The sequence below is a fragment of the Paraburkholderia caribensis genome (assembly GCF_002902945.1).
Taxonomy (GTDB): domain Bacteria; phylum Pseudomonadota; class Gammaproteobacteria; order Burkholderiales; family Burkholderiaceae; genus Paraburkholderia; species Paraburkholderia caribensis.
The window spans coordinates 349,944-361,832 of the sequence record NZ_CP026101.1 but is presented as its reverse complement, the minus strand read 5'-3'; the positions used below and the strand labels follow the sequence as shown (position 1 = coordinate 361,832).

The window sequence follows — 11,889 nt, the reverse complement described above, 5'->3', positions numbered from 1 at the left end:
CTCCACTTCAGTCCAGTTGTTCTGCTTGGTCCGGTTGAATCCGCAGCCGACTGCGCTGCGCCCCGGCTCTATCTCCAACGGCGCGCTGCGTTGCGCCGCCCTGCTCCATCCATTCGGTTCCGCGAAGACCGCCATGCCGCCTTGCCCTGCTAGCCGACCACCACGCGCACGATCAGGATCAACACCCCGATGAAAATCGCCGCGCCGATCAGCGCCGCGATGATCACGTGCAACGGGTTCAACTGTGTGGCATCCGCTTCCAGATCGCGCCGTTTGCGCACGCCGAAAAACGACCACATCACCGCTTTCATCGACTGGCCGAAACTGCTCTTCCTGCCGCGACCGCTATCGTTCATATCCTCGCCTTCTTTGGGCAAGCGTCGTTGGTACGCGTCAGGCCGGGTTCGCTGCTTTCGCTGCACCGTCCGCCGTCTGACCTGCCGTGCCGCGCGCCGTGGGCGCAGGCGCGTTCAGTTCGAAGAACGTGTACGACAACGTGATCGTCTTCACATCTTTCGGCAGCTTCGGATCGACAACGAACACGACGGGCATCCGCTTCGATTCGTTCGCCTTCAACGTCTGCTGCGTAAAGCAAAAACACTCGATCTTCTTGAAGAACTCGGTAGCCTGCTTCGGCGCGTAGCTCGGGATGGCTTGAGCCTGAATGGTGCGCGCCTGCTGGTTGCTCACGTCGTACATCACCGTCGTCACTTCACCCGGATGCACGTCGATACTGTTCTGCTCCGGCTTGAATCCAAGCGGTCCGCGCGCATTCGCGTCGAACTCGATCGAAATCGTGCGGCTCATGTCGACCTGCGTATTCTTCGCCTCGCGCGCGGTTGCATCGCGCTGCACGAGGTTGTTGATGCCCGTGACCTCGCAGATCGCGCGATACATCGGCACCAGCGCAAACCCGAAGCCGAACATCAGCAACGCGACGACGACGAGCTTGAACAGCATCGGACGGTTAAAAGAGCGGTCGGCCCCGGCGGGCGGTTGCGTCGACATCGAACTTCCTCAACAGATCACATGCACAGGCGATCCCAACTCGTCACGGCAGGTCAGGTCAAGTCACGAAGCAAACCAGACCTGCTTGACGACGGCACCCAGAAAAAAGACGGCGACGACGGCAAGCAGAATCAGACCGAGTCGCAGGTTCCCTGCACGAATTTCTTCAGGCGTACGGCTTTTTTGTGGGTTCCGGGTCATGCTGAAGTTTCTTGATGCTGCGTGCTGCTGGATGATTCGGTTCCGCTTCGGTCCCGCTACGGGCCCGCTTCGGTCCAGCCAGTCCGCCCCGGCATTGCTCAGCCGGAGCGGACTTCGAAGACGGCTTATTCGACCGTCGGCGGATTTTCGAACGTGTGGAACGGAGCCGGGCTCGGCACGGTCCACTCGAGGCCCGTTGCGCCATCCCACGGCTTGTCGCCGGCCTTTTCGAGTTCGCCGCCGCCGCGATAGGCAGGCAGCGCGACGGCAAACAGGAAGTACACCTGCGCGAGACCAAAGCCGAATGCGCCGATCGTGATGACCTGGTTCCAGTCGGTGAACTGCGCCGGGTAATCGGCATAACGACGCGGCATACCGGCGAGACCCACGAAGTGCATCGGCAGGAACGCGAGGTTGAAGAAGATCAGCGACGACCAGAAGTGGATCTTGCCGCGCGTCTCGTTGTACATCCAGCCCGTCCACTTTGGCGCCCAGTAGTACCAGCCGGAGAACAGGCCGAACAGCGAACCCGCCACCAGCACATAGTGGAAGTGCGCGACCACGAAGTAAGTGCCGTGATACTGGATGTCGAGCGGCGCCATCGCGAGCATCAGGCCCGTCAGACCGCCGAACGTGAACACGAACAGGAAGCCCACCGCGAACAGCATCGGCGTTTCGAAGGTCAGCGAACCGCGCCACATCGTCGCGACCCAGTTGAACACCTTCACGCCCGTCGGCACGGCGATCAGCATCGTGGCGTACATGAAGAACAGCTGGCCGGTAACAGGCATGCCCGTCGCGAACATGTGGTGCGCCCAGACCATGAACGACAGGATCGCGATCGACGCCGTTGCGTACACCATCGAGCTATAGCCGAACAGCGGCTTGCGCGCGAACGCCGGGATCACCTGCGACACGATCCCGAACGCCGGCAAGATCATGATGTACACCTCGGGGTGGCCGAAGAACCAGAAGATGTGCTGATACATCACCGGGTCGCCGCCGCCTGCCGCGTTGAAGAACGACGTGCCGAAGTGGCGGTCGAACAGCACCATCGTGATCGCGCCAGCCAGCACCGGCATCACGGCGATCAGCAGGTAGGCGGTGATCAGCCACGTCCAGACGAACATCGGCATCTTCATCAGCGTGAGGCCGGGTGCGCGCATGTTCAGGATCGTGACGACGATGTTGATGCCGCCCATGATCGACGACGCGCCCATGATGTGCACCGCGAAGATCGCGAAGTCCATGCCCGGGCCCATCTGCGTGGACAGCGGCGCGTACAGCGTCCAGCCGGCGGCCGTCGCGCCGCCCGGCGTGAAGAACGAGCCGACCAGCAGCACGGCGGCAACGGGCAGCAGCCAGAAGCTGAAGTTGTTCATCCGTGCGAAGGCCATGTCCGATGCGCCGATCTGCAGCGGAATCATCCAGTTCGCGAAGCCGACGAAGGCCGGCATGATCGCGCCGAACACCATGATGAGGCCGTGCATGGTGGTCAACTGGTTGAAGAACTCGGGACGCATGATCTGCAGACCCGGCTCGAACAGCTCGGCGCGGATGCCCAGCGCCATCACGCCCCCGGACAGGAACATGATGAACGAGAACAGCAGGTACAGCGTACCGATGTCCTTGTGGTTGGTGGCGTACAGCCAGCGGCGCCAGCCATGCGGCGTTTCGTGGGCATGATCGCCGTGAACATGCTCGTGGCCCGCGGCTACATCGTGTCCGATGCTAGACATGACAATCTCCTAAATCTCGAATGCTGCTTTTCTCTGACTGTGACACGTCAGGCCGCTGGGCTGATCTCGACACGGCGTGCTTCCTTCGCGTCCGCACCGCCCGTGATCGTCTCCGGCTTCTTCAAAATAATGTGGTCTTCGGCGATGCCTGCTGCCTTCAGCGCGTCGCGCACGGCTTCAGCGCGCGCCTTGGCGAGCTTCGCGTTTTTATCGGCGGAACCCGTTGCGTCGGTATAGCCCGACAGCGTGAACTTCGCGTCCGGGTGCGCCTTCGCGTAGGCAGCGGCTGCGTCGATGGCGGCTTTCGCGTCGGCGGGCAGCGTGCTCTTGTTCGTTTCGAAGTAGACGCTGGCGGGCAGCGACGCTTGCGGCGCCGATGCCGCCGCGTTGTCCGATGCGCCCGAGGCCGCTGCAGGAGCCGATGCGCCCGCTTCGCCGCTGGCCGCAGCCGCACCGCTCGCGCCTTCCGCGCCGCTCGCCGCGGCTGCGTCCGAGGCGGCAGCCGCCGCCGCGCCCGCCAGGTGATCGCCACCCGCCGGCAGACGGCCGTTGCGTGCATCGGCAACCTGCTTGGGTTGCAGGATGTCGCCCGTGTGGTTGCCCCACGAGTTACGCTCGAACGTGATGACGGAAGCGATCTCGACGTCGTTCAACGTCGGCGCCCACGCCGGCATCGCGTTCTTGCCCTTCAAGACGATGCTCACGTGCTCGGCGAGCGGGCCGTTCGCGACCTTGCTGCCGTCGAGCGCCGGAAATGCGCCCGCGCCCTTGCCCGTCGGCTGGTGGCAGACGGCGCAGTTCGCCGCGTACACCTTGCCGCCGCGCTCCGTCAGTTCGGCGAGCGTGTAGTTCTTGTTGGGATCGTCCTGACCAGCGGCCATTTTCTTCTTCTGGTCGTCGACCCACTTCGCGTAGTCGTCGTCCGACAGCACGGTCACGACCACGGGCATGAACGCGTGTTCCTTGCCGCACAGTTCGGTACAGAAGCCGCGATACGTGCCGATTTTCTCCGCCTTGAACCACGTGTCGCGCACGAAGCCGGGAATCGCATCCTGCTTGACGCCGAACGCGGGCACGTACCACGAGTGCACGACGTCATTGGCGGTGGTGATGATGCGGATCTTCTTGTTGACGGGAACGACCAGCGGGTTGTCGACTTCCTGCAGATAGGTATCCGTCTTCGGCGCGCGGCCGTCGACCTGGCTACGCGGCGTGGTCAGCGTGGACAGGAAGCTGATGCCTTCGCCCGGGCCCTTCACGTAGTCGTACGCCCACTTCCACTGGTAGCCGGTGACCTTGACGGTGAGATCGGCGTTCGTGGTGTCCTTCATCGCGACGACCGTCTTGGTGGCGGGCAGCGCCATCAGCACGACGATGATGAACGGAACGATCGTCCAGATGATTTCGACGGTGGTGCTTTCGTGGAAATGCGCGGCCTTGTGGCCCTTCGACTTGCGGTGCGCAAACATCGAATAGAACATCACGCCGAACACGCCGATGAAGATCACCGTGCAAAGGATCAGCATGAATGTGTGGAGGCTGTAGAGCTCTTCGGCAATCCTCGTCACGGGCGGCTGGAGATTGATCTCGTTGACGCGGGGGCCGCCCGGACTGTCGCCGATTGCATGGGCAGCGCCGGCGAACAGCAGTCCGCTAGACGCCAGCACGCCCACGAGGGCTCGCTTGATTGTTTTCATAGCTTCCTTACCCAAATTTTCCATTCAAACCCTCGACCCCGCTGGAAGGCTGCCTCTCGTCTTCTGGAACGGCGCGCGATTCGATTCATTACGCAACTTTTTACGCCTGACACTGCCTGAGCCACAGACGCAGTTCGTCGGCGAATTGTGCGCGCCGATATTGCGCAAGGTGCTGCCCGACCGCGACCGTCTCGCCGCGCGAAACCAGTCTGATCCGGTCGCGCGGCGTCGCTCCTGGTTCTACCCGCACCCAGCACGGGTTGAATTCGAACTGCGTGAGATGCTCGGCGCTGACCTGTTCGATCACGAGCCGGTTGGGAAACAGCCGGATGCGCTCGTAATCGACAGCATGGCGTGCATAGATGGCAAATGCGACACCGACAGCGAGCAGCTCGATACCTGTGAACGGCAACACCAGCCATGCACCGCACAGGACCAGCAGGAATGCTATCAAGAGCGAGAATGCCGCGAGCGACACATAGAAGAACACGAATTGCCGCGGCGAAGCCGAACAGTTGCGCTTCATCAACCAGTCCTTGAGGACGGGTTCTGACTCAGCCAGCAGATCGGTTGCATTCATCGCTGCCTCCCGCGAACCGCCAGTCACCGCATACCGCCAATGCCATTCACGCCCAGCGCAACTACCGCCACCCGAACCGCAAAGGCCTCGGGCCTGTCGCTCCTATTGTGTGAGCTTTAAGCGACAAACTGACGCATTATAGGGCCGATCCAGGGCATCCACAAGCAACGCTCTATCGGCCGAAAAGCCAAGCCACACAAGCCTCTGCGCCGTTTTGACGCAGTTTTCGAGCCGCTAATTTCGAGCATAACGGATGCCCTCTTTACCGACTCAACGATTGCCCTGCCGCCCTCTTCCGATGTCTTCTATTCGCACGATTCCGTGCCCTTCGGGGGTCATTCTCGGCACCGCCTTCCATGCATGTCCGTAGATCACCTCGAAGGTCAGAGGGATCGTGCCGTCGGCGCGCCGGCGCGCCTCCAGCGCGGCAAGCAGCGCTTTTCGCATGCGCCTCGAGGCGACGCCCGGCGACGTCTCGCGCCGGAACGGATAGGCGCCCCAGCGACGCACGTCGGCAAGCAGCGACTCCGGCGACTTGTACGTGATGGTCAAGGTCTCCTGGTCCATCACGGGAATTTCGAAGCCACTTTCGACAAGCATATCGCCCAGATCGTGCATGTCTACGAAGTCGATTACATGTTTGTGCGTATTGACGCCGTGCGCCGCTTCGATTTCGGCATACGCGCCGCGCAGTTCTTTCAGCGTGTCAGGCCCGAGCGTGCTGAACATCAGCAGGCCGTTGACCTTCAGGACGCGCTGCCATTCGGGGAACACGAGGTCGGGCCGCGAGTGCCAGTGCAACGCGAGATTCGACCAGATGAACTCGAATGCACCCGATGCAAAAGGCAGCGCGGAAAAATCCGCCTGAGCGAAGCGCGGCCCGCGCGAGCCGAGCGCCTTGCCAAGCGAGGCGGGCAGAAAACGGCGCCAGCTGGTGTCGGTGGCGTCGTGCTGGACCGCGCGCGCGAGCATCGCGCGCGAAAGATCGGCGCCGAACACGGGCGCCTCGGGAAAGCGCTCACGCAGCGCCGGGAGGTCGTCGCCCGCGCCGCAGCCGGCGTCGAGCACCTGCGCCGGATTGACCTTGATGTAGTCGAGCCGTTCGCGCATGCGTTGGGCGATCTCGCGTGGCAGGAACGCGACGTCGTCGAAGGTCGCCGCCCGGCGGTCGAAAATCTTCCGGAGACGGCGCGAATCATAGGCCGGACGGCCAGTATCGGTGGGAGACACGGTATTCGAGTCGTGCGGACGAAGAGTGCGAAGTATACTCGCTCGATTCCGTCCCTTCAGCGTCAGCGGCCTTCGGAGGCGTATCGATATGCCGAATTGGGCTTTTCGTTGGTCTCGCGCCACCCGTTCCGGGCGACTGCTTCACGAACGGCTCTTCGAGGTCGCGCAACGATCCATCTCGAAACTTCCGGCGCTCGCGCGTTGCGCGCTGCCGAATCCATGTGTGTTGTGCGGCAATATGTCGCATCGGGCGCTGTGCGGCTTTTGCGACGAGGCCTGGTGGAACGAAGCGCGGCTACGCTGCGTCGTCTGCGCGATGCCGTTGAGCAGCTTCCGGCGGGCAAGCGTCATGCATTACCGGTGCGGCGACTGCCTCGCCGCGCCGCCCGCGTTCGACGCGACCGTGGCGCTTGCCGACTACCGCGCGCCGCTGGACGCGCTGGCCGTCGGCCTCAAGTTCCGCGCGCGGCTTGGGCTCGCGCATGAATTCGCGCGGCGGCTCGCGTGGTCCGCGATCGATGCGCTCGACGAACGCGATCGCCCGGACGTCGTCGCGCCCGTGCCGTTGTCGGCGCGGCGGCTGGTCGAGCGTGGCTACAACCAGGCATGGGAAATCGCGCGGCCCTGCGCGAGAGCGCTCGGCATTCGCGGCGACGCGACGCTGGTTCGGCGCGTGATCGACACGGCGCCGCAATCGAAGCTCGATCTCGATGCGCGCAGGCAGAATGTCGGCCGTGCGTTCGAAGTGGCAAGGCCGGTGCAGAGCCTGCATGTGGCTGTCGTCGACGATGTGATGACGACAGGCGCGACACTCGATGCGCTAGCTCGCACGCTGAAGGCAGCCGGCGCGCGGCGCGTGACGAATCTCGTCGCGCTTCGCACGCCGAAAAACTAGATTCCGACTCAGTTTCCCCATTCAGTGCATATGTTCAACGTCGTTCTCGTCGAACCCGAAATTCCGCCGAACACCGGCAACGTGATCCGCCTGTGCGCAAACACGGGCGCGCGCCTGCATCTGATCGAGCCGCTCGGCTTTCCCCTCGACGACGCGAGAATGCGCCGCGCCGGCCTCGACTATCACGAGTACGCGCAGATGCGGGTGCACTCCAACTGGGACGCGCTGATCGACAGCGAAGGGCCTGACTTCTCGCGCATGTTCGCGTTCACGACGCGCGGCTCCAGCCCGTTCCACTCGCATGCGTTCCTGCCCGGCGACTGGTTCGTGTTCGGCGCGGAAACGCGCGGCCTGCCGGACGCCGTACTGAACCGCTTCCCCGACGCGCAGCGCGTGCGCCTGCCGATGCGCCCCGGCAATCGCAGCCTGAACCTGTCGAACACGGTCGCCGTAGTCGTGTTCGAGGCATGGCGTCAGGCGGGCTTCGAAGGCGGCGCCTGAAGGCGTCGTTCGAATTCGGACTGGTAGCGCGTGTGCATCGCTTCGTCGAAGCAGGCGAAGATCACGTGTTCGACAGCAGGCGTGTGCGGCAGCGTGTCGATTACCGTTTGAATGGCGATACGCACCGCTTCGTCGGCTGGGAAACGGTAGACACCGCAACTGATCGCAGGAAACGCGATGCTCTTCGCTTTGGCGTCGCGTGTCAGCTCCAGCGAGCGCCTGTAGCACGCAGCCAGCAGTTCCGCCTCGCTCCGTTCGCCGCCGTGCCATACAGGGCCGACGGCATGAACCACATGGCGCGCCTTCAGCCGGTGGCCGCCCGTGATCTTCGCGTCGCCTGTCACGCAGCCTCCCAGTGTTTCGCATTCGCGCAGCAGGTCCGGGCCCGCCGCGCGATGAATCGCGCCGTCCACGCCACCGCCGCCCAGCAATGATGTATTCGCCGCGTTGACGATCGCGTCGACGTCGAGCGTCGTGATGTCGACGATGCGCGCCTCCAGCGTGCAATGGCCAATGGTGAGCATGGGGAAAACCTCCAGATTCGATGCAACGAGCGATAGGAGGTGGACAGCAAAAGAAACGAGCCGTTCGGCGCTGGCCATTACCGGCTGTGTAAAAGACCTTCAGGCAACGTGCTGCAATGGTTGCGGGCCGCGAGGCCCGCTTCGGACAGCGGCTGTTATTCAGCCTTCGCGTCCCGGCGCAGCAGCGCGCTAACGGCGTCGCGCGGCGCCACGTTGTTGAACAGCACGTCGCAGACGGCTTCGGTGATCGGCATGTCGATCCCGTGCGACTGCGCGATCGACAGCACGCTCCGCGCGCAGCGCACGCCCTCGGCGACATGCCCGAGCGCGTTGAGAATGTCGTCGAGCGAACGGCCGCTTGCGAGCTGCATGCCGACCGTGCGGTTGCGCGAAAGATCGCCCGTCGCGGTCAGGATCAGATCGCCCAGGCCCGTGAGGCCCGTGAACGTTTCCGCCCGGCCGCCCAGCGCCGCGCCGAGGCGCGACATTTCGGCAAGACCGCGCGTGATCAGCGCCGCGCGTGCGTTCAGCCCGAGACCGAGGCCATCGGCGATGCCCGTGGCGATGGCCAGCACGTTCTTCACCGCGCCGCCCACTTCGACGCCGACCACGTCGTCGCCGCTGTAGATACGCATGGCGCCGTGATGGAACGCCGCGACAGTCCGCTCGCGGCAGGCCGCCGACGCACTCGCCACCGTCAACGCGACGGGCAGTCCCTGCCCCACTTCGCGCGCGAAGCTCGGGCCTGACAGTGTGCCGTTGCTCGTGTGCCCGCTCAGTTCTTGAGCTACGACCTGATTCGGCAGCAGTTGCGTGTCCGCCTCGAAGCCCTTGCACAGCCACACGATATGCGCGGGCACCTTGCCCATGTCGCGCATCGTGCGCAGCATGGCGCGCAGGCCCGCGACGGGCGTCGCGACCACGCACAGCGCGTCGTCGGCAAGCGCGTGATCTAGCGCGAGATCGAGATTCGCTTCGAAGCGAAGCGCGGATGGCAACGCAACGCCCGCCAGATAGCGGACGTTTTCATGCGAAGTGGAGAGTTCGGCGATGAGCGCGGCGTCGCGCGCCCAGAGCACCGTGTCGTGCCGCGCGGCCAGATGGCCGGCGAGTGCGGTGCCCCATGCACCGGCGCCGAGAACGGCGACCTTCATACCCGGCACCGGCTGCACGCGTCAGTGATGCGCAGCGCTGCCCGCGCCGGTTTCCTGCGTGGCGATCTGCGCGAGGCGTTGCTCGTACAGTGCCTGGAAGTTGATTTCGGCGAGGTGGATGGGCGGGAAGCCTGCGCGGGTGATCGCGTCGGCGATGTTCGAACGCAGATACGGGAACAGGATGGTCGGGCACGCAATGCCGACGAGCGGATCGATCTGCTCAGCCGGGATGTTGCGGATGTCGAAAATACCAGCCTGCTTCGCTTCGATCAGGAACGCGACCTTGTCGCTGACCTTGGCCGTCACGGTGCCCGTGACGAGAATTTCGAACACCGTGTCCGCGAGGCGCTCGGCCTTCACGTCGACTTCGACTTCGACCGACGGCATTTCCTGCTCGAGGAAAATAGCCGGCGAATTCGGCTGCTCGAGCGACATGTCCTTCAGATAAATGCGCTGGATATTGAAGAACGGCTGGTTGTTGTCGTCGGACATGAGTCTCTACTCCCTAAATTTCGTTGCGGCGGACGGATGCCGCCAGATCTCGTAATGGTGCGAGCCGCCCCGAAGGGCGGCATTCAGCTGGCCGGTGCGAATCCGGCCTTGTTTTTTCGCTGCCGCGCGGCGTCCGACACCGCCGGCACACCGGGCCGACCGCGCTTCAGCGTGATGTCAGGCGACGGCTGCCAGCAGCGGCGTCAGACCGCCCGCGCGATCGAGCGCGGACAGATCGTCGTAGCCGCCGACGTGCGTGTCGCCGATATACACCTGCGGCACCGTGCGGCGGCCCGTGCGCGTCATCATTTCCTGACGGCGCGCCGGATCCTTGTCGATCAGCACCTTTTCGACGTGATCGACGCCGCGCGACTTTAGTAGACGTTCGGCCATCTGGCAATACGGGCACACCTGCGTGCTGTACATGATCACTTTGTTCACTTCGCAACTCCTTGTTTGACGACGGGCATGCCCGCCTGCTGCCAGGCGTTGACGCCGCCTTCCAGCACGTGCACTTCCGCATAGCCTGCGTCGCGCACAATACGTGCCGCCTTGTTCGACTGCTGTCCGTTCTGGCAGACGAGCAGCACCGGGTTGCTCTTATTTTTCACGAGTTGGGCGACTTTCGCTTGCAACTCGCCAAATTCGACGTGGCGCGCCGACGGCAGGTGCCCACCGGCGTATTCCGCCGCAGGGCGCAGGTCGACGACCACGGCGTTGCGCCGGTTGATCAGCTGGGTGGCGGCAGCCGCCGACAGGCCGCCGCGTCCGCGCCGGGAAATCGACGGCCACAGGAGCAATGCCCCAGAGATGAGGGCGACCGCGATCAGTACAAGGTTCGTGTAATCGGTGAAAAACTTCACGGAAGATCCGCCGGAAAAAGAGAAGAAATCGGGATAAATCGGAAAGGGCAATCCGACCATTATAAAATAACCGTCTGACGCGATGGCGACCGCCAGCAGCAGGCTGCGGTGCCGCCCCGATTACCGCTTCCTCACTACCGACCGGCACGACATGTACAAACTCGTTCTCATCCGCCACGGCGAATCGACGTGGAACAAGGAAAACCGCTTCACGGGCTGGGTCGACGTCGACCTGACCGAACAGGGCAACCTCGAAGCGCAGCAGGCAGGCACGCTGCTCAAGGACTCGGGCTATACGTTCGACATCGCCTACACCTCGGTGCTCAAGCGCGCGATCCGTACGCTGTGGCACGTGCAGGACAAGATGGACCTGATGTACCTGCCCGTCGTGCACTCGTGGCGTCTCAACGAGCGACACTACGGCGCGCTGTCGGGCCTGAACAAGGCGGAGACGGCCGCGAAGTTCGGCGACGAGCAGGTGCTGGTCTGGCGCCGCAGCTACGACACGCCGCCGCCCGCGCTGGAGCCGACCGATTCGCGCACGTCGTACAACGACCCGCGCTACGCGAAAGTGCCGCGCGAGCAATTGCCGCTCACGGAATGCCTGAAGGACACCGTCGCGCGCGTCATGCCCATCTGGAACGAATCGATCGCGCCCGCGATCAAGTCGGGCCGCAAGGTGCTGATCGCCGCGCACGGCAATTCGATCCGCGCGCTGGTCAAGTATCTGGACAACATCTCCGACAACGATATCGTCGGGCTGAACATCCCGAACGGCGTGCCCCTCGTCTATGAACTGGACGAGGACCTGAAGCCGATCAAGCACTACTACCTCGGCGATCAGGAAGCGATCGCGAAGGCGCAGGCGGCTGTCGCGAAGCAAGGCAAGGCAGGCTGATCACGGCCATTCCAATGATCGTGACCCGCCGCCATGCCGCTGCGGGTCACGGCGCGCGCGCTTCGCGCGTGCCGTGCGCTTGCCTGACAGCATTGCCATGTAACCGC

Annotated in this window: 15 protein-coding genes; 3 read left to right on the top strand and 12 right to left on the bottom strand. The window is 63.8% G+C overall.

Features of this window, described 5'->3' with window-relative positions:
- Nucleotides 1–149: 149 nt before the first annotated feature.
- The 7 genes from C2L66_RS01585 to C2L66_RS01555 all read right to left on the bottom strand — a co-directional run bounded on the left by C2L66_RS01585 (nucleotide 150) and on the right by C2L66_RS01555 (nucleotide 6,455).
- Nucleotides 150–356: a DUF2970 domain-containing protein gene (locus tag C2L66_RS01585; RefSeq protein WP_007579648.1), complete on the bottom strand. Its 207-nt coding sequence runs from the start codon at nucleotides 354–356 to the stop codon at nucleotides 150–152.
- Between the two features lie 37 nt (nucleotides 357–393).
- A complete protein-coding gene (locus tag C2L66_RS01580) occupies nucleotides 394–1,008 on the bottom strand; it encodes a cytochrome c oxidase assembly protein (RefSeq protein WP_060599320.1) in 615 nt (204 codons plus the stop codon).
- A gap of 63 nt (nucleotides 1,009–1,071) precedes the next feature.
- Nucleotides 1,072–1,209: a cytochrome oxidase small assembly protein gene (locus C2L66_RS01575; RefSeq protein WP_007579644.1), complete on the bottom strand. Its 138-nt coding sequence runs from the start codon at nucleotides 1,207–1,209 to the stop codon at nucleotides 1,072–1,074.
- 125 nt (nucleotides 1,210–1,334) lie between these two features.
- Nucleotides 1,335–2,948: a cytochrome c oxidase subunit I gene (gene ctaD / locus C2L66_RS01570; RefSeq protein ID WP_035986814.1), complete on the bottom strand. Its 1,614-nt coding sequence runs from the start codon at nucleotides 2,946–2,948 to the stop codon at nucleotides 1,335–1,337.
- Between the two features lie 47 nt (nucleotides 2,949–2,995).
- Entirely contained in the window at nucleotides 2,996–4,669 is a 1,674-nt protein-coding gene (gene coxB / locus C2L66_RS01565; protein WP_054929618.1) for a cytochrome c oxidase subunit II, read from the bottom strand.
- Nucleotides 4,670–4,745: 76 nt separating this feature from the next.
- Nucleotides 4,746–5,225 carry a DUF2244 domain-containing protein gene (locus C2L66_RS01560; protein ID WP_035986818.1) on the bottom strand — a complete coding sequence of 160 codons (480 nt, stop codon included), beginning with the start codon at nucleotides 5,223–5,225 and terminating at the stop codon, nucleotides 4,746–4,748.
- A 270-nt stretch (nucleotides 5,226–5,495) separates the two neighbouring features.
- The gene (locus tag C2L66_RS01555; protein WP_060599321.1) at nucleotides 5,496–6,455 is read right to left on the bottom strand and encodes a methyltransferase domain-containing protein; all 960 of its coding nucleotides are present in this window, start codon (nucleotides 6,453–6,455) and stop codon (nucleotides 5,496–5,498) included.
- An 88-nt stretch (nucleotides 6,456–6,543) separates the two neighbouring features.
- Here C2L66_RS01555 and C2L66_RS01550 point away from each other — a divergent pair, with 88 nt between their 5' ends.
- Both C2L66_RS01550 and trmL read left to right on the top strand, forming a co-directional pair.
- On the top strand, nucleotides 6,544–7,350 hold the full coding sequence (locus tag C2L66_RS01550) for a ComF family protein (protein WP_060599322.1): 807 nt from the start codon (nucleotides 6,544–6,546) through the stop codon (nucleotides 7,348–7,350).
- Nucleotides 7,351–7,380: 30 nt separating this feature from the next.
- On the top strand, nucleotides 7,381–7,851 hold the full coding sequence (gene trmL, locus C2L66_RS01545) for a tRNA (uridine(34)/cytosine(34)/5-carboxymethylaminomethyluridine(34)-2'-O)-methyltransferase TrmL (RefSeq protein WP_054929615.1): 471 nt from the start codon (nucleotides 7,381–7,383) through the stop codon (nucleotides 7,849–7,851).
- Here the strand turns inward: trmL and C2L66_RS01540 are convergent.
- From C2L66_RS01540 to C2L66_RS01520, 5 genes are all read right to left on the bottom strand, one after another.
- Complete coding sequence (locus C2L66_RS01540; protein WP_054929614.1) at nucleotides 7,824–8,375, bottom strand: O-acetyl-ADP-ribose deacetylase; 552 nt, start codon at nucleotides 8,373–8,375, stop codon at nucleotides 7,824–7,826. The two genes, trmL and C2L66_RS01540, sit on opposite strands and share 28 nt — an antisense overlap.
- 155 nt (nucleotides 8,376–8,530) lie before the next feature.
- Nucleotides 8,531–9,529, bottom strand: a complete 999-nt coding sequence (locus C2L66_RS01535) for an NAD(P)H-dependent glycerol-3-phosphate dehydrogenase (protein WP_054929613.1) — start codon at nucleotides 9,527–9,529, stop codon at nucleotides 8,531–8,533.
- 21 nt (nucleotides 9,530–9,550) lie between these two features.
- A complete protein-coding gene (gene secB, locus C2L66_RS01530; RefSeq protein WP_054929612.1) occupies nucleotides 9,551–10,021 on the bottom strand; it encodes a protein-export chaperone SecB in 471 nt (156 codons plus the stop codon).
- A 177-nt stretch (nucleotides 10,022–10,198) separates the two neighbouring features.
- Complete coding sequence (gene grxC / locus C2L66_RS01525; RefSeq protein WP_035986834.1) at nucleotides 10,199–10,462, bottom strand: glutaredoxin 3; 264 nt, start codon at nucleotides 10,460–10,462, stop codon at nucleotides 10,199–10,201.
- The gene (locus tag C2L66_RS01520) at nucleotides 10,459–10,884 is read right to left on the bottom strand and encodes a rhodanese-like domain-containing protein (RefSeq protein ID WP_054929636.1); all 426 of its coding nucleotides are present in this window, start codon (nucleotides 10,882–10,884) and stop codon (nucleotides 10,459–10,461) included. The genes grxC and C2L66_RS01520 overlap by 4 nt, the downstream gene beginning before the upstream one ends.
- A 151-nt stretch (nucleotides 10,885–11,035) precedes the next feature.
- On the opposite strand from C2L66_RS01520, the gene gpmA reads away from it, so the two are divergent.
- Complete coding sequence (gpmA, locus tag C2L66_RS01515) at nucleotides 11,036–11,782, top strand: 2,3-diphosphoglycerate-dependent phosphoglycerate mutase (protein WP_054929611.1); 747 nt, start codon at nucleotides 11,036–11,038, stop codon at nucleotides 11,780–11,782.
- The last annotated feature ends 107 nt before the right edge of the window (nucleotides 11,783–11,889 follow it).

Bases quoted from the DNA above. Each gene is read 5' to 3' on its own strand.
- C2L66_RS01550 (WP_060599322.1), top strand. From the start codon at position 6,544: ATGCCGAATTGGGCTTTTCGTTGGTCTCGCGCCACCCGTTCCGGGCGA.
- C2L66_RS01535 (WP_054929613.1), bottom strand. From the start codon at position 9,529: ATGAAGGTCGCCGTTCTCGGCGCCGGTGCATGGGGCACCGCACTCGCC.
- C2L66_RS01575 (WP_007579644.1), bottom strand. From the start codon at position 1,209: ATGACCCGGAACCCACAAAAAAGCCGTACGCCTGAAGAAATTCGTGCA.
- C2L66_RS01540 (WP_054929614.1), bottom strand. From the start codon at position 8,375: ATGCTCACCATTGGCCATTGCACGCTGGAGGCGCGCATCGTCGACATC.
- ctaD (WP_035986814.1), bottom strand. From the start codon at position 2,948: ATGTCTAGCATCGGACACGATGTAGCCGCGGGCCACGAGCATGTTCAC.
- coxB (WP_054929618.1), bottom strand. From the start codon at position 4,669: ATGGAAAATTTGGGTAAGGAAGCTATGAAAACAATCAAGCGAGCCCTC.
- secB (WP_054929612.1), bottom strand. From the start codon at position 10,021: ATGTCCGACGACAACAACCAGCCGTTCTTCAATATCCAGCGCATTTAT.
- C2L66_RS01580 (WP_060599320.1), bottom strand. From the start codon at position 1,008: ATGTCGACGCAACCGCCCGCCGGGGCCGACCGCTCTTTTAACCGTCCG.
- C2L66_RS01585 (WP_007579648.1), bottom strand. From the start codon at position 356: ATGAACGATAGCGGTCGCGGCAGGAAGAGCAGTTTCGGCCAGTCGATG.
- gpmA (WP_054929611.1), top strand. From the start codon at position 11,036: ATGTACAAACTCGTTCTCATCCGCCACGGCGAATCGACGTGGAACAAG.
- C2L66_RS01560 (WP_035986818.1), bottom strand. From the start codon at position 5,225: ATGAATGCAACCGATCTGCTGGCTGAGTCAGAACCCGTCCTCAAGGAC.
- trmL (WP_054929615.1), top strand. From the start codon at position 7,381: ATGTTCAACGTCGTTCTCGTCGAACCCGAAATTCCGCCGAACACCGGC.